Origin of the sequence: Streptomyces sp. NBC_00080 (genome assembly GCF_045041255.1) — a bacterium.
GTDB lineage: Bacteria > Actinomycetota > Actinomycetes > Streptomycetales > Streptomycetaceae > Streptomyces > Streptomyces coriariae.
Window position 1 is genome coordinate 2,899,024 of record NZ_CP108235.1, and the last position, 15,850, is coordinate 2,914,873.

The 15,850-nt window shown below is 71.2% G+C and carries 15 protein-coding genes; 4 read left to right on the forward strand and 11 right to left on the reverse strand.

Annotated elements, in window-relative coordinates; all coding sequences use genetic code 11:
• Window positions 1-91 precede the first annotated feature (91 nt).
• Window positions 92-295 carry a hypothetical protein gene (locus OHU34_RS12605; protein ID WP_020128723.1) on the reverse strand — a complete coding sequence of 68 codons (204 nt, stop codon included), beginning with the start codon at window positions 293-295 and terminating at the stop codon, window positions 92-94.
• Window positions 296-674: 379 nt separating this feature from the next.
• On the reverse strand, window positions 675-956 hold the full coding sequence (locus OHU34_RS12610; RefSeq protein WP_020128724.1) for an acylphosphatase: 282 nt from the start codon (window positions 954-956) through the stop codon (window positions 675-677).
• A gap of 198 nt (window positions 957-1,154) precedes the next feature.
• Here OHU34_RS12610 and OHU34_RS12615 point away from each other — a divergent pair, with 198 nt between their 5' ends.
• Complete coding sequence (locus tag OHU34_RS12615) at window positions 1,155-2,291, forward strand: CAP domain-containing protein (protein ID WP_405766338.1); 1,137 nt, start codon at window positions 1,155-1,157, stop codon at window positions 2,289-2,291.
• 46 nt (window positions 2,292-2,337) lie between these two features.
• Here the strand turns inward: OHU34_RS12615 and OHU34_RS12620 are convergent, their stop codons facing one another.
• Window positions 2,338-2,925, reverse strand: coding sequence for a flavodoxin family protein (locus OHU34_RS12620; RefSeq protein ID WP_142266324.1), 588 nt, complete (start codon window positions 2,923-2,925; stop codon window positions 2,338-2,340).
• A 107-nt stretch (window positions 2,926-3,032) separates the two neighbouring features.
• Here OHU34_RS12620 and OHU34_RS12625 point away from each other — a divergent pair, with 107 nt between their 5' ends.
• A complete protein-coding gene (locus OHU34_RS12625; protein ID WP_142266323.1) occupies window positions 3,033-3,434 on the forward strand; it encodes a helix-turn-helix domain-containing protein in 402 nt (133 codons plus the stop codon).
• On the opposite strand, the gene mutM is transcribed toward OHU34_RS12625, so the two are convergent.
• The 8 genes from mutM to recG form a co-directional block, all read right to left on the reverse strand.
• The gene (gene mutM / locus OHU34_RS12630; RefSeq protein ID WP_142266322.1) at window positions 3,407-4,267 is read right to left on the reverse strand and encodes a bifunctional DNA-formamidopyrimidine glycosylase/DNA-(apurinic or apyrimidinic site) lyase; all 861 of its coding nucleotides are present in this window, start codon (window positions 4,265-4,267) and stop codon (window positions 3,407-3,409) included. The two genes, OHU34_RS12625 and mutM, sit on opposite strands and share 28 nt — an antisense overlap.
• Window positions 4,268-4,358: 91 nt before the next feature.
• A complete protein-coding gene (gene rnc, locus OHU34_RS12635; RefSeq protein WP_405766342.1) occupies window positions 4,359-5,174 on the reverse strand; it encodes a ribonuclease III in 816 nt (271 codons plus the stop codon).
• Window positions 5,175-5,193: 19 nt separating this feature from the next.
• The gene (rpmF, locus tag OHU34_RS12640; RefSeq protein ID WP_007493396.1) at window positions 5,194-5,367 is read right to left on the reverse strand and encodes a 50S ribosomal protein L32; all 174 of its coding nucleotides are present in this window, start codon (window positions 5,365-5,367) and stop codon (window positions 5,194-5,196) included.
• A 2-nt stretch (window positions 5,368-5,369) separates the two neighbouring features.
• A complete protein-coding gene (locus OHU34_RS12645) occupies window positions 5,370-6,023 on the reverse strand; it encodes a DUF177 domain-containing protein (RefSeq protein WP_020128730.1) in 654 nt (217 codons plus the stop codon).
• A 152-nt stretch (window positions 6,024-6,175) separates the two neighbouring features.
• A complete protein-coding gene (locus tag OHU34_RS12650; protein ID WP_230194554.1) occupies window positions 6,176-7,237 on the reverse strand; it encodes an ATP synthase F0 subunit B in 1,062 nt (353 codons plus the stop codon).
• Window positions 7,238-7,347: 110 nt separating this feature from the next.
• Window positions 7,348-7,827, reverse strand: coding sequence for a pantetheine-phosphate adenylyltransferase (gene coaD / locus OHU34_RS12655; RefSeq protein WP_020128732.1), 480 nt, complete (start codon window positions 7,825-7,827; stop codon window positions 7,348-7,350).
• Window positions 7,828-7,853: 26 nt separating this feature from the next.
• A complete protein-coding gene (gene rsmD, locus OHU34_RS12660; protein WP_054239751.1) occupies window positions 7,854-8,438 on the reverse strand; it encodes a 16S rRNA (guanine(966)-N(2))-methyltransferase RsmD in 585 nt (194 codons plus the stop codon).
• A gap of 152 nt (window positions 8,439-8,590) precedes the next feature.
• On the reverse strand, window positions 8,591-10,822 hold the full coding sequence (recG, locus tag OHU34_RS12665) for an ATP-dependent DNA helicase RecG (RefSeq protein WP_230194555.1): 2,232 nt from the start codon (window positions 10,820-10,822) through the stop codon (window positions 8,591-8,593).
• A gap of 167 nt (window positions 10,823-10,989) precedes the next feature.
• Between recG and OHU34_RS12670 the strand changes: the two genes are divergently transcribed.
• Together OHU34_RS12670 and OHU34_RS12675 are read left to right on the forward strand one after the other, a co-directional pair.
• Window positions 10,990-12,846 (forward strand): HSP90 family protein, encoded by a 1,857-nt coding sequence (locus tag OHU34_RS12670; RefSeq protein ID WP_142266319.1) that lies wholly within the window; start codon window positions 10,990-10,992, stop codon window positions 12,844-12,846.
• Window positions 12,846-15,842: a tetratricopeptide repeat protein gene (locus OHU34_RS12675; RefSeq protein WP_405766346.1), complete on the forward strand. Its 2,997-nt coding sequence runs from the start codon at window positions 12,846-12,848 to the stop codon at window positions 15,840-15,842. The genes OHU34_RS12670 and OHU34_RS12675 overlap by 1 nt, the downstream gene beginning before the upstream one ends.
• Window positions 15,843-15,850: the final 8 nt, after the last annotated feature.

Genomic DNA, 15,850 nt, shown 5'->3' on the forward strand with positions numbered 1-15,850 from the left:
CGTCCCTTGCAAACTCTGACAACTTAGCGGTCCGACGCGGTGGGATGAGCCGCCCGACCACTGCGTGTGCCGTTGTGCAGCGGTGCAGCGATCAGGTGAGCGCAGGCTCCGCCTGGCGTGCGTCGATGCTCTCCAGAAGCGATTCGTGAGAAGCGGCAGCCGTCAGCGCGTCGTTCTCGGCCTGGATCCGTCCGAGCTCGGATTCCAGGTCCTGTACACGCTGCTGGAGCCGTCGCATCTCGGCGAGGAGTCGCGGGTCGGAGCCGCCGACGTAACCGAGAAGCGCCTTTGCCATGATGGATGGTCCTCCACAATGAGTGACCGACCGAAGCGGTGTGGGTCGTGAGGGATTCGCACCCGCGGTGCTTGCCAGGATCTTGGTTGTGCTGCCGTTCATCCATGCCAAACAGCTGAGGTGCGCGGGGTGCTTTCAGCGTCTCACCAAAAAGTTTGACGGTCAACACGATCACGCCCCGTATTGGCGGGCATCCCGGTGGCGCGCGGCCTGAACGGCGGCGCTGCGACTCCTGCGGGGCCCTCGGGGCGTGGCGATCATCCTGACGTGCGGAGCCTTCCACCGCAAGCAATTCTTGGCAACCACCTGCCTCTTTTCACCGGGGCAGGTGCCGTTGGCATGTACCGGCGTCCGTTCCGGGCCGCTCCGCGTGTATTCCTCAGCGGATCGCGAAGCCGTCGTAGCCGCCGCGCGGTGTGTCCCATATCTCGGTGACGCCGTCCACCCGCCCGGGCGTGTCGTCACCCAGGAGCCACCCGAGCAGTCCCTCACAGCCCTCTCGGGCCCCTTCCGCGACGACCTGAACCCGTCCGTCGGCCAGATTGAGAGCAAAACCACTCAGTCCGCCGATCTCCAGCGCCTTGGCCCGGGTGAACCAGCGGAAACCCACACCCTGGACATGTCCGCGCACCCAGGCGACCAGCCGTACATCCTCGTTCATGGGTGCAACCTAACCGGGCAAAGTCGCTCGGAGCACTTCCTCCCCCAGGGCCATGCGGTACCGTCCCCACCCAATGATTCTCATATGAAACTCACTCGATCGGGTGAGTCAGGTCGACCAGAGGGCGCAGGAGGCGCGCGTCGCCCCAGCCCTTCGGCAGACCGTGGGGAACACCGCTTGGACGAGGAAGGCAAGGACATGGGACGCCACCGACGCTCCGCCGCCGGCCGCGCCGCCACGGGCCGCGCCACGGGGGTCACACAGACGCACGGCTCGCACGCGGACATTCACAACCCGCAGGACCCGTACGCCGACGAGCGCCCCACGATGGGCATCGCGCCGTATCTGAACCCGGAGGCGTACGCCGACTCCGTCGCCAGAAGCCGGGAGTACCTGTACGCCACCGGCGGCGAGTACGCCCACGACGACACCGCGGTCTTCTCGGTGGACGGCTTCCGGCCCGACGACGGTGACCTGCGGGCGGGCTCGAACCGGGCGGCGGCCGGCCGCCGCCGCAAGCGCAAGGTCGCCACACCGGTCAAGACGGGCCTGCTGGGTGTCTCCGCGGCCGTCGCCATCGGCACCGTCGCGGTGGCCACGGGCGTGGTGCCCGGTCTCGACAACTACCAGCTCGGCGGCGGCAGCGGCTCGGGCGACAAGGTGCAGGCCGCCGACTCCCCGACCAACTCGGCCTCCGAGCAGGGCGGCACGTCCGGCTCCGCCGCCGACACCGAACGCGGTGGCACGTCGACCAGCCGCGACGCCGGCCGGTCGACCTCGCCCTCGGTCTCGCCGACGCCTTCCCCCTCCACCTCCACCGCGTCGGCGGCGCCGACCGAGACGGCCACCGAGAAGCCGCAGGCCACGCCCTCGAAGAAGCCGAAGACCACTCCGTCCAAGTCGAAGACGGCCACCAAAGCCCCGGAGAAGCCCGAGTCCCCGGTGACGGTCTCGGCCGAGGCGCAGGCCGCGGCCGAGGTGCTGGCACTGGTCAACGAGGAGCGGGCCAAGGTCGGGTGCAGCGCCGTCTCCGACAACAGCGCGCTGTCGAAGCTCGCCGAGAAGTTCAGCGACGACATGGCCGCGCGCGGCTTCTTCGACCACACCGATCCGGACGGGGCGACCCCGTGGGACCGGGCCGCGAAGGCCGGGATATCCGACCTCGGCGGCGAGAACATAGCCCGCGGCCAGGCCGACGCGGCCGCGGTCATGGAGGCCTGGATGAACAGCCCCGGCCACAAGGCCAACATCCTGAACTGCGACTTCAAGACGCTGGGCGTCGGTGTCCACCTGGGCTCCGGCGGCCCCTGGTGGACGCAGGACTTCGGCTACTAGGACCGAAGCAGGGATCGGGCGGCGGGCACCGTACCCGCAGAAACGATCAAGCAGCCTGGGCGCGGCCGGCCAGGAAGACCTTCGCGGTCTCGGCGACGCGCCGCCCCAGGTGTTCCGCCGTCGCCACGTCGGCCTTGTGGACGGCGTCCGGGCCCTCGTCGACGTTGGTCTGCGCGGCCGCGCCCAGGAAGACGCCCAGGCGGTTGAGGTCGTGCTCGGACGCCGTGCTGCTGTTCCAGCCGGGCAGCAGGCCGAGGTTGACCCAGTGCATGCCGAGCTGTGCGGCGAGGATCTGGAAGAACTGCAGCGTGTGCAGCTTGTCGCCGCTCTTGGAGCCGGAGTTGGTGAACCCGGCGGCGAGCTTGTCCTGCCACGCCTGGGTGGCCCAGCGCGCGGAGGTCGCCTCGGCGAAGGCGTGGAAGGCACCGGACGCGGTCCCCATGTAGGTCGGCGAGCCGAAGACGATCGCGTCGGAGCCGTCGAGCAGCGTCCACTGCTCCTCGGTGATCTCGTCGACCTTGATCAGACGCACCTCCGCCCCGGCGTCGGCGGCCCCGGCACGGACGGCCTCCGCGAGCACGGCGGTGTGGCCGTAGCCGGAGTGGTAGGCGACAGCGATGACGGGCGTGGACATGTGGCACTCCTCGAACAGGGCAGGTCGAATGCGGTAACGAAAGGAAAGCACTAACTTCTGGTTAGTGCAACCTGTCAGATGGCGCTGCCTTCGAGTACGCTTGAGCCATGGACGTCACCCAGCAGCGCACGGAGGACCAGGACCTCCCGTTCGACGTGTTCGCCAAGGCCTGCCCCTCGCGCGGCACGCTGGAGCACGTCACGGGCCGCTGGGGCGGACTCACGCTCGGGGCGCTGTACGAGGGTTCGCTGCGCTTCAACGAGTTGCGCCGCCGGGTGGACGGCGTGAGCGAGAAGATGCTGTCCCAGACGCTGCACGCGCTGGAGCGCGACGGCCTGGTGCACCGCGAGGCCCAGCCGACCAACCCGCCCCGCGTGGACTACGAACTGACACCGCTGGGACGCGAGGTGGCCGAGCGGCTGCTGTCCCTCATCCACTGCGTGGAGGGGCGCATGGGCGACGTACTGGCCGCCCGCGAGCGCTACGACGGGACGCGCGGCACCTTCTGACACTTCGGGCAGAAGTAGCTGGACCGGTTCATCCACGCTCGTCGCACCATCGGCGTCGCACACCGCTTGCACGGCAGGCCCTCGCGGCCGTACGCGTCCAGCGACCGGTCGAAGTAGCCCGACTCGCCGTTGACGTTGACGTACAGGCTGTCGAAACTGGTGCCGCCCACGGCAAGGGCCGCGTTCATCACGTCCCGGACATGGCCGAGGAGTTCGAGCGTGCGGGGACGGGTGAAGTTCGCGGTCGGACGGTCGTAGTGCAGACGGGCACGCCACAGCGCCTCGTCCGCGTAGATGTTGCCGACCCCGCTGATCAGCGACTGGTCGAGCAGGGCGCGCTTGATGGTGGTGCGCTTGCGCCGCAGCGCCTGGTGGAACGCCTCGTCGTCGAACAGCGGGTCGAGGGGGTCACGGGCGATGTGCGCGATGACGTCCGGCAGGCCGTCGGGGGTGGTGTCGTGCAGCGACAGCCCGCCGAAGGTGCGCTGGTCGACGAAGCGCAGCTCGGTGTTCACCGTGTCCGCGAAGCGCACCCGGACCCGCAGATGCTTCTCGTCGGGGGCCTCGTGCGGTTGTACCAGGAGCTGCCCGCTCATACCGAGGTGGGCGAGGACCGCCTGGTGCGTGTCCGTCAGCGGCAGCCACAGATACTTGCCCCGGCGGCTGGGGGTGCCGATGCGGTGGCCCTTGAGTCGGTGCGCGAAGTCGTCGGAGCCGGCGACATGACGGCGTACGGCACGCGGGTGCAGCACCTCGGCGTCGGCGACCGTGCGATGGGCGACCCACCGCTCCAGACCGCGCCGGACGACCTCTACCTCGGGCAACTCGGGCATGGGATCCCCCGTACGGAGCGCCCGCCTCCCAACCGGGGGGCGGGCGCTCGTCTCGTACCGCTGTTCTACGTTTCTGCTGTGCCGCTGTTCGTCAGGCGGAGGCGGACTCCGGGTCCGGGCTGCCGTCGGCGGCCGGGACGGCCTCGACGGACTTCGCCGCCTTGGCACGCTCGTCCGCCGCGGCCCGGATGGACCGCCACGCGGACTCGGCGGCCTGCTGCTCCGCCTCCTTCTTGCTGCGGCCGGTGCCGGTGCCGTACGAGACGCCTCCGACGCGGGCAGCAGCAGTGAAGGTCTTCTCGTGGTCGGGGCCGGTCTCCGTGACCAGGTACTCGGGGACGCCGAGGCCTTCGGTCGCGGTGAGCTCCTGGAGACTGGTCTTCCAGTCCAGGCCGGCACCGAGGTTCGAGGACTTCTCGATCAGCGGGTCGAACAGGCGGTGCACCAGTTCGGAGGCCGCGTCGAGGCCCTGATCGAGATAGACCGCGCCGATCACCGCTTCGAGGGTGTCGGCGAGGATGGATGCCTTGTCCCGGCCGCCCGTGCCCTCTTCACCCCGGCCGAGCCGGATGAAGGAACCCAGGTCGAGGCCACGACCGACCTCCGCCAGCGCACGCGAGTTGACCACCGCGGCCCGCAACTTGGCCAGCTGGCCTTCGGGCAGGTCGGGGTGGGTGCGATACAGCGTGTCCGTGACGACGAGGCCGAGCACGGAGTCCCCGAGGAACTCCAGCCGCTCGTTCGTCGGCAGACCGCCGTTCTCGTATGCGAAGGAACGGTGGGTCAGCGCACGCACCAGAAGGGCGGACTCGAGCTGATAGCCGAGCCGCCCTTCCAGAAGCGTGTGGGACGAGGCCGTGTTCTCCGCCTTTTTCTTGGCGGTCGTGTCCGCCTTGGCGTCAGACATGGAGCCTCTCACCAGCCGCTCAGACCTCGAGAACCTGGCGCTTGTTGTAGGTGCCGCAAGACGGGCACGCAATGTGCTGCAGCTTGGGCTCGTGGCAGCGCTCGCACGCAACCAGGGTGGGGACCGCAGCCTTCCACTGCGACCGGCGGTGGCGCGTGTTGCTGCGCGACATCTTCCGCTTCGGAACAGCCACGGCTACTTCTCCTGCTTCTCGTTGGCGCGCGCCGATCGAGGCGCTTCGCCACTCATCTCGTCCTTCTCGCCGTCTTCGAGTGAACCGGCGAGTCCCTGCAATGCCGCCCAACGGATGTCGGTGGCGTCGTGGTGGTGGTCCGGGTCGTCCGTGAGCCGCGCTCCGCACTCGGAGCACAGACCCAGACAGTCGTCCTGGCACACCGGCTGCAGCGGCAGTGCGAGCACCACCGCATCACGCAGCACGGGTTCGAGGTCGAACAAGCCGTCCTCGATGAAGAGCCTGTCCTCGTCTTCCTCGGCGTCGTCGACCGGCTCCGCTTTGGGGCGGCCCCGGTCGTCGGCGTCAGGGTACGAGAACATCTCCTGGAAGTCCGCTTCGAGCTCCAGCTCCAGCGGCTCCAGACACCTTACGCACTCCCCCTCGGCCTGCGCACGGGCGGTGCCTGTGACGAGCACACCTTCCATGACCGACTCGAGACGGAGGTCGAGCTCCACCGGGGCGCCTTCCGGCACTCCGATCACTCCCTGGATCCCGAGATCCCGGGGAGCGTCGAACTCGCGGGTCAGGCGCTGTAGCGCACCAGGACGCCGCCCCAGCTCGTGCGTATCGAACACGAGAGGCTTGCGGTGGTCGAGGCGGGCGTTCAGGGCCATTCCTGCTTTCGATCTTCTGAGCTCGGGGGACGCTGCCCTACTACGGTGCTGCGGGCAGCTGTGATCGCGGACGTACACGCGACCGAAGAGCCAGGATACTGGAGCATTCGCCCACAGCCCAATCCGGGGCCTTTCCCCGGGCTGCCCCGGTGCTACAGGCCGCGTTCCTGCTCGTAGGCGCGCAGCTGCTCGGCACTGATCATGCCGGTGTCGAAGAGGCTGGTCTCGTCGAGGGCGTATCCCTGCTGGACCTGCTGCTGGGGCTGCTGCACGGCCTGGTTCGGGTCGTAGGGGGCCTGCTGGGTGTCGTAGCCCTGGTACGCGTAGGGGTCGGCCTGCTGCTGGTAGCCGTAGGCGTCCTGCTGGCCGTAGCCCTGCTGCTGTTGTTGCTGCTGATAGCCGTAGGGGTCCGTCTGCTGCTGGTAGCCGTAGGCCGGCTGCGGTTCCGGCTGGTCGTACGGCTGCTGGACGGGCTGCGCCGCCGCGGCGTCCTGCTCCGCGAGGGCGGTCAGGTCGGCGAGGTAGTCGGCGTCGGAGGAGTGCTGGAACATCGTGGCGTCGTCGGCGAGGGCGCCGAGGTCGTCCGTGGCGATACGGCCGTGCAGCTTCTGACGGCCGCGGCCGACGGCGTCCAGGGTCTTGGCGAGGACCGCCTCGAAGGCGCCCAGTTTGGTGTCGACGTAGGCGTCGGCGTCGCGGCGCAGGGTCTCGGGGTCGTGGCTGCGCTCGGGGGCGTCCTCGTCCTCGTAGCCGTGCTCGTCGGTGCCGGGTCCGGTGCCGAGGAGCTTCTCGCGGCCGCGACCGACGGAACCGAGCGTCTTGGTGAGGACGACCTCGAAGTTCGCGAGCTTGGAGTCGACGTAGTCGTCGGCCTCGGCGCGGACCTCCTCGGCCTCCTTGCGGGCCTCGGCGAGGATGCGGTCCGCCTCGGACTGGGAGCGGCGGGCGATCTCGGTGTCGGAGATCAGGGAGCCGCGTTCGGCATGCGCGGTGGAGATGATCCGCTCGGCCTCCTGGCGGGCCTGCTCGACCATCTGCTCACGGCCGCCGATCAACTCCTCGGCCTGGGCGAGGGAGTCGGGAAGTGCCCCGCGCACCTCTTCCAGCAGGGCGAGCAGGTCCGCGCGGTTGACCACGCACGAGGCCGACATCGGCATCGACCGGGCACTGGAGACCGCCGTGACGATCTCGTCGAGCTTCTTCTGCACGTCCACCGGTTGCTCGCCACTCTCTGCGCTGTGTTGGAGACGGACGGGACGACTGTACGGCCATGAGGTGTCCGCCGGACACCGGCTGACGAGCCGTCAGCGAACCGGTCCCGGAGTCAGTCCTTCCTGAGCCGTTCGCCCAGTGCTTCGAGGACCGGCGGCGGCACCAGGTGGGAGACGTCACCGCCCCAGGTGGCGACCTCCTTGACCAGGGAGGAGGAGAGGAAGCTGTACGTGGGGTTGGTCGGCACGAACAGCGTCTCGACGCCCGACAGGCCGTTGTTCATCTGGGCCATCTGCAACTCGTAGTCGAAGTCGCTGACCGCCCGCAGGCCCTTGACGATGGCAGGAATCTCGCGCTGCTTGCAGAAGTCGACGAGGAGACCGTGGAAGGCCTCGACCCGGACGTTGCCGTACTCGGCGGTGACCCGGCGGATCAGGTCGATCCGCTCGTCGATCTCGAACAGGCCCTTCTTGGCCTTGTTGATCATCACCGCGACATAGACCTCGTCGTACAGACGAGAGGCGCGGGAGATGATGTCGAGGTGTCCGTTGGTGATCGGGTCGAACGACCCGGGACAGACGGCACGGCGCACTTGTGGTCCCTCGCTCTCCAGTCCGGTCATCGTGCGTCTTCGCACGTAGAGGCGGCGCGACCGTACCAAAACGTTCCCTCGCCGTAGCGACGGGCCCGAAGTGCCTCGAAGCCGTCCGGCCAGGGGAACTCCCCGCCTCTGGTGCTGCGCTCCACGGTGACGAGGGCATCGGCCGCGAGCCAGCCCCCCGAGCGGAGTGTGAGCAGAATCTCCCGAAGATCGTCGTTCGAGACGGCGTACGGGGGATCGAGAAAGACGAGGTCGTACGGGTCCGTCGGCGGTGTCTGGATGATCTGCTGGGCCTTGCCGGCCCTGACCTCCGCGCCGGGCAGGCCGAGGGCCTTCACGTTCTCCCGGACCGTGCGCGCCGCCCGCGCGTCGGCCTCGACGAGGAGGGTGTGGCCCGCGCCCCGGGAGAGGGCCTCCAGGCCCACGGCGCCGGAGCCCGCGTACAGGTCGAGGACGCGTTCGCCGCCGAGGGGGCCGCCCAGCAGGGACTGCCAGGTGGAGAAGAGACCCTCGCGTGCGCGGTCGGAGGTGGGGCGGGTGCCGGTGCCCGGCGGAACCGCCAGGCGACGTCCACCGGCTGCGCCGGCGATCACGCGGGTCATCTCGGGGTCCTTGTTCGGGGGCGGATACCCGTCCAGTCTGGCAGGCGCAGGTGCGCGGGTGCGCTCCGACGGGAGCGGCCGCAGGCCGTGGACCGTCACGCACCGGCGGCGGAGCCGCGCACGGGACCCCCGCGCGTCCGGGGCAGCCGGCCTCAGCCCTTGTCCAGGTACTGCTCCCGTTCTTCGTCCAGCAGGGCGTCCAGGGCCGTGCGCAGGCCGGGCAGGGTCTCCAGCTCCGGGTCCGCGGCGACCAGGCGGGCCGCCTCCTCGCGCGCCTCCGCGATCACCTCCTCGTCCTCGATGACGGCGAGTACGCGCAGGCTGGAGCGGGCGCCGGACTGGGCCTGGCCCAGCACGTCGCCCTCGCGCCGCTGTTCGAGGTCGATCCGGGAGAGCTCGAAACCGTCGAGGGTGGCGGCGACGGCGTTGAGGCGCTGGCGGGCCGCGCTCGCCTCCGGCATCTCGGAGACCAGGAGGCACAGCCCGGGCGCCGCGCCCCGGCCGACGCGACCGCGCAACTGGTGCAGCTGGGAGACGCCGAAGCGGTCGGCGTCCATGATCACCATCGCGGTGGCGTTCGGAACGTTGACGCCGACCTCGATGACGGTCGTGGCGACCAGGACGTCGGTGTCGCCCGCGGCGAAACGGCGCATGACGGCATCCTTGTCGTCGGGGGGCATGCGGCCGTGCAGGACCTCGACCCCGAGGCCGTGCAGGGGCCCCTTGGCGAGCTGGCCGGCGATGTCCAGGACGGCGAGCGGCGGCCGCTTCTCGGCCTCGTCCTCGGGAGACTTCTTCTTGGCGCCGGCCTTCTTCGGGCTCCCCGGCTCGTCGACGTCGTCGCCGATGCGCGGGCAGACCACGTACGCCTGATGGCCGTTGCCGACCTCCTCGCGGACCCGCTCCCAGGCGCGGGCCAGGAAGTGCGGCTTGTCGGCGGCCGGGACGACATGGCTGGCGATGGGCGAGCGGCCGGCCGGGAGCTGGTCGAGGACGGACGTCTCCAGGTCGCCGAAGACGGTCATGGCGACGGTGCGCGGGATGGGCGTGGCCGTCATGACGAGCAGGTGCGGGGGCTGCTTGCCCTTGCCGCGCAGCGCGTCGCGTTGCTCGACGCCGAAGCGGTGCTGTTCGTCGACGACGACCAGTCCGAGGTCGTGGAAGCGCACCTTGTCCTCGATCAGCGCGTGCGTGCCGATCACGATGCCGGCCTCTCCGGTGACGAGGTCGAGCAGCGCCTGCCTGCGGGCGGCCGTGCCCATGGACCCGGTCAGCACGACGACCTTGGTGGCCCGCTCGGACCCGCCCAGCATGCCGCCCTCGGCCAGCTCGCCCATCATCTCGACGACGGAGCGGTGATGCTGCTGGGCGAGGACCTCGGTGGGGGCGAGCATGGCGGCCTGCCCGCCGGCGTCGACCACGGCGAGCATGGCGCGCAGGGCGACCAGGGTCTTGCCCGAACCGACCTCGCCCTGCAGCAGCCGGTGCATCGGATGGTCCGTCGCCAGGTCGTCGAAGATCTCCTTCGAGACCTTCTGCTGGCCTTCGGTGAGAGTGAAGGGGAGACGGGCGTCGAAGGAGGTCAGCAGGCCGTCGGCGGCAGGTAGGCGGGGGACGGCCGGGAGTTGGGCGTCGGCGTGGCGGCGGCGGGCGAGGGCGACCTGGAGGACGAACGCCTCGTCCCACTTCAGCCGGGCGCGGGCGTCGGCGATGTCCGCCTTGGTGTGGGGGCGGTGGATCTTCAGCAGGGCCTCGGGGAGGGAGACCAGGCCGCGGCCGTCGCGCAGCGAGTCCGGGAGGGGGTCGAGCACCTCCTGCGCGCTGGGCAGGACGGTCTGGATCGCCTTGCCGATCTTCCAGGACTCCAGTTTCGCGGTGGCGGGGTAGAGCGGGATGAGGGCGCCGGCCCAGGTCTCCACCGATTCGTCGGTGTCGGCCCGCAGCAGTTCGTAGGCCGGATGGGCCAGCTGGAGGCGGCGATTGAAGACCGAGACCTTGCCCGAGAACATCGCGCGCGTGCCCGGCAGGAGATCCTTGTGGGGTTTGTGGACGCCGCTGCCGAAGAAGACCAGCTGGAGCCGGCCGCTGCCGTCGGTGATGGTCACCTCCAGGCGCTGGCCCTTGCCCCGGGGGGCCTTGGCCGAGGCGAAGCTGTGCAGCCGGGCGTCGGCGACCTGGGCGACCACGGTGACGTGCTCGTCCATGGGGAGGTCGGCGAGGTGGGTGAGCTGGCCGCGCTCCTCGTATCTGCGGGGGTAGTGGTGCAGGAGGTCGCCGACGGTATGCAGGCCGAGGTGCTCGGCCATCACCTTCGCGGTGGCGGGGCCGAGCACTGACTTCAGTGGTTGTTGCAGTGGTTCTTTCAGCGCGGGCACGAGATCCATTGCACACCACGCCACTGACATTGCCGTATACGTGTCCCGAAACCCCTGGTCAGACGGCTCGTTCGGGCTCTAGGATGGCGCGCTCCGGCCATCATCCGCGGTCACCGCCCCACCGGGACCGCCCGACCCCGCGCCGTGCTCCTCCCCCAGCCCGCGGCGCTGCAGCGATGGACTCCCAGACCTCACAGTCATCCCAGGCATCCCAGCCGCCTCACACGTTCCAGGTCGACCTGCGTGGTCTGGTGGACCTGCTGTCCCATCACCTCTACTCCAGCCCCAAGGTCTACCTGCGGGAACTGCTCCAGAACGCCGTGGACGCGATCACCGCCCGGCGGGCCGAGGAGCCCGATGCCCCGGCACGGGTGCGGCTGTTCGCGGCCGAGGGCCGGCTGCGGGTGGAGGACTCCGGCGTCGGACTCACCGAGGCCGACGTGCACAGCCTGCTGGCGACGATCGGGCGCAGCTCCAAGCGCGCCGAGGGGCTCCAGGACGTCCGTTCGGACTTCCTCGGGCAGTTCGGCATCGGGCTGCTGGCCTGTTTCGTGGTGGCCGAGCGGATCCGCGTGGTCAGCCGCAGCGCCCGCACGCCGGACGCGCCGCCGGTGGAGTGGACGGCGCGCGACGACGGCTCCTACACCGTGCGGACGCTGCCCCACGAGGAGCGCCCCGAGCCGGGCACCACCGTGCATCTGGTGGCGCGGGCCGGTGCCGGCGAGTGGCTCACGGAGCCACGGGTGCTGGCCCTGGCCCGGGACTTCGGATCGCTGCTGCCCTACGACGTCCGGGTCGGCGAGGAGGCCGTCACCGATCTGCCGGCGCCCTGGAACCGGTCCTACCCCTCCCCCGCCAACCGGCGGGTGGCCCTGGCCCGGCACTGTCACGAGCTGTTCGGGTTCACGCCGTTGGACTCGGTGGAGCTCGACCTGCCGGTGGCGGGGGTCCGCGGGGTGGCGTACGTGCTGCCGTCGGCGGTCAGCCCGGCGCAGCGTGCCGGTCACCGGGTGCACCTCAAAGGGATGCTGCTGACCGAGCGGGGCGAACAGCTGCTGCCCGACTGGGCGTTCTTCGTGCGCTGCGTCCTGGACACCGACAGTCTGCGGCCGACGGCCTCGCGGGAGTCGCTGTACGAGGACGAGACGCTGGCGGCGGTCCGGGAGGCGCTGGGGGAAAGGATCCGGTCGTGGCTGACGGGTCTGGCCGCCGGTGATCCGAAGCGGCTGGCGGCCTTCCTGGAGGTGCACCACCTGGGCGTGAAGTCCCTGGCGCGGCACGACCAGGAGATGCTGCGCACGATGCTGCCGTGGCTCCCCTTCGAGACGACCGACGGGCGGCTGTCGCTGGAGGAGTTCGCGCAGCGGCACCCGGTGGTGCACTTCACGCGGACCGTGGAGGAGTACCGGCAGGTCGCGCCGATCGCGTCCGCGCAGGGCGTCGGGGTGGTCAACGGCGGTTACACGTACGACAGCGAGCTGGTCGAGGCGCTGCCGTCGGTGCGGCCGGGGACGGTGGTCGCCGAGCTGGACGCGGACACCGTGACCGCCCACCTGGACACCGTCGCCGCGGCCGACGAACTGGCGCTGGCGGGCTTCCTGGCGGTCGCGCGGGCGAAGCTCGACCCGCTGGGCTGCGATGTCGTCCTGCGGGCCTTTCACCCCTTGTCGGTGCCCGCGCTGCATCTCGACGACCGGGGGGCCCGGCACGAGCAGGCACGCGCGCAGGCCGAGGCCCAGGCCGACGACCTGTGGGCGGGCATTCTGGGCTCGCTGCGCGGGAGCGCCCCGCGCGCGCGTCTGGTGCTCAACCATCTCAACCCGCTGATACGGCGGATCAGTTCGTTGAACGATCCCGAGCTGATAGGCACCGCCACGGAGTCGCTGTACGGGCAGGCGCTGCTGATGGCGCAGCGCCCGCTGCGGCCCGCGGACTCGGCGCTGCTGAACCGGGCGTTCATAGGCCTCCTGGAATGGGCCACGCACGGGGAGTCGGCACCCGGGGAGCCGACAGAGGAACAGGGCGGTCACTGATGAGCGAGATCACGGACTTCGACTCCCTCCGCCGGGCGATGGCGGAGAACGGCGAGCAGCCGGAGGGCCCGGCCCGCAACGCGCGCGCGGAGCAGCTGCTGGTGGAGGCCGAGAGGCTCGACATCCCGCTCGCCGTGATCGAGGCGCTCGGGCACCAGCTGAAGGTCTACAACTACAGCTCCGAGAAGGCGAAGATGTTCGTCCCGTTCGCGCGGCTGCTGCGCATGTGGGACGAGCGGCCCGAGGACTTCGACGAGTACGAGACGCACTCGCTGCACTGGGTCTTCAAGTGGATGTCGGCCGGCATGCTCGACCAGCCGCACGTGCCGCTGGCGTCGGTCGAGAAGTGGCTCGGCGAGATGGAACACCGCTACCGGCTCGCCGGGCACTCCACACGGGCGGTGCGCAGCGCCGAGTTCAGCGTGGCCGCGCACGTGGGCGACGTGGAGCGGGCGGAGCGGGCGTTCTCCGCGTGGCTGGCCGCGGACCGGGACACCATGGCCGACTGTCACGCGTGCGAGCTGCACGGACAGGGCTGGTGGCAGGCCGAGCGGGGGCGCGACGCGGAGGCGCTCGCGCTGTGGGCGCCGGTCCTGGAGGGCGAGTACACCTGCGCGCACGAGCCGCACACGGTGCTCGCGTCGTCCCTGGTGCCGCTGCTGCGCCTCGGTCGCCCGGAGGAGGCCCGCGCGCACCATCTGCGGGGCTTCCGGCTGGTGCGGTCCATGGAGAGCATGCGGGGCGCCTACGCCGACCACGTCGAGTTCTGCGCGCTGACCGGCAACGAGGCGCGGGGCCTGGAGCTGCTCGCGGAGCGGCCGGCGTACTTCACGGACGAGGGACATCCGCACAGCAAGCTGGAGTTCCTGAGCGTGGTGGTGCTGCTCATGGAGCGTCTGTCCGAGCTGGGTCTCGCCGGTCAGCGGGTGCCCGGGCCGGCCGGGCGGGAGTGGACGGCGCTGGAACTCGCGGAGCACGCGCGCGTGGAGGCCCTGGCGCTGGCCGCGCGCTTCGACGAGCGCAATGGCACGTCGTACGTCAGCGAACGGGCACGCGCGCGTATGGCCCAGCAGCCCCTGGTGGAGCGGCTGCCGCTGGGTGTACGGGCGGCTCGTCCCGCCTCCGCCGTGGCCGCGGCGGCGACCGGGGCGACCGCTCCGGCTCCGGTTCAGGAGGCCGTCGAACCGGACCTGGCGGTCCTGCTCGCCGAGGCCCAGCGGCTGTCCGACACGCTCCAGCCGCATGCCGTCGAGGCGTGGGCGCGGGTGGCCCGGCTGGCCGAGGAGGTGGACGGTGTCGAGCTGGAGGCGCGTGACCGCGCGGAGATCGCCGACCACGAGGCGATAGGTCTCGGTCCGGACGGCGCCGCGGCGTTCGAGCACGCCGCCGAGCTGTACGCGCGGGCCGGCGACCCCGGCGAGGCCCTGGCGGCACGCTCGCGTGCGGCGTACGTCCGTGCGCTGACCGGCGAGATCGACGAGGCGCTGGCGGCGGTCGCCGAGCCGTACGACCGGGTGCTCGCGCTGTACGCCGAGGGCGACACGGAGGTGCCGCAGGCGGCGGGGGTGCTGATGGGCCGGGCGCGGATCCTGATGCGGCGCGTCCACGAGGCCGAGGGGGAGGTCGTCGACGAGGCGGTTCTCGCGGAGGCGGAGGCGGCGGTGCGCGAGCTTCTGGCGCTCGTCGAAGGGCGTGCGGGGACCGACGTACGGCTCGCCGCCCGGGTCGCCGAGGGGCACGCGATGCTGGCGGAGCTGGCGACGCACTCCGGGAACCCGGAGGCGGGCGCGGAGCTGTTCGCGCGGGCCGCGGCGGAGTTCATCGCGACGGGTCTGCCGTGGTTCGCCGTGGAGTACGAGGCCCGGCTGGCCGGTCTCGCCCATCAGCTGGGTGACATGAGGGAGGCGGAGCGAGCCCTGCGGGCGGCCCTGGAGCACGGCGGGCCGTACCTGGAGGCGGTCGGGCGGGCCCAGCTGCACCTCCAGCTCGCCGAGGTCGTCGGGGACCGGGGGGAGGCCGAAGAGGCCGCGGAACACGCCCTGGAGGCGGCGCACTGGGCGGACGAGGCGGGCGCGGGCCTCACGCTCGGCGCGTGGGCGCGGCACCAGCTCGGCGGGTTCCTGGTGCGGCAGGGCCGCTGGGCCGAGGCCGCGGAGGTGCTGGAGTCCGCGCTGGCGGAGCTGACCGCCGAGACGCACGGCGACGGTGCGGTCGTCCAGACGCAGTGGTGGCTGGGTGACTGTCTGAGCGAACTGGGGGAACACCGGGACGCCGCCGAACGCCGGCTCCAGGCCGCCGGGATCGCCCGGCACTGGCCCGAGCAGCACGACCACGCGACCCTCGCCCACCTGGCCGCCGAGTCGCTCGGCCAGGCCGGTCTGCCCACCGAGGCGGACCAGGCCTACGCCCGCGCGGGCGAGCTGTGGCGCGGCCTCGGCAACGTCCACGGGCTCGTCCGCTCGCTGCGCGCCCGCGCGTGGCTGGCCCTGCGCACCGAGGACGGGACGGGCGCGGCGCGCGACCTGATGACGAGTGCCGTGGAGGAGTGCGCGGACGCGTTCGACGCGGCGGACGACGACGAGGCGCGGCTGCGGCTCGTCTCCGAACTCGGCCACACCCACCGCCAGTTCGGTGACCTGCTCGCCCGTTCCGCCGCCGAGGACGCCGACGACGACTCGATCCGGGCGACCCTGGAGGAGGCGCTCTCCCAGATGTCCGAGGCGGTCGCGGTGTTCGTCGCCCTGGGCGAGGGCACTGTGCACGCCCGGACCGGCGCGGAGCTGGCCGCGGGCTGGCTGGAGACCGACCTGGGACGCCCCGCGGCGGCGGCGGCACGCGCGCGTGCGGTGCTGCGGGCTTACGCCGATGCCGAGGGCGATGCCGACCCGGACGCCTACGGCGGCAGCGACGAGGACGGGGAGCACGCGACGGTACGGGCGCGGCGGGCCGAGGCGGAGCAGTTGTTGCAGGCCGCGGAGGAACAGAAGGATCGTTGAACGATCCC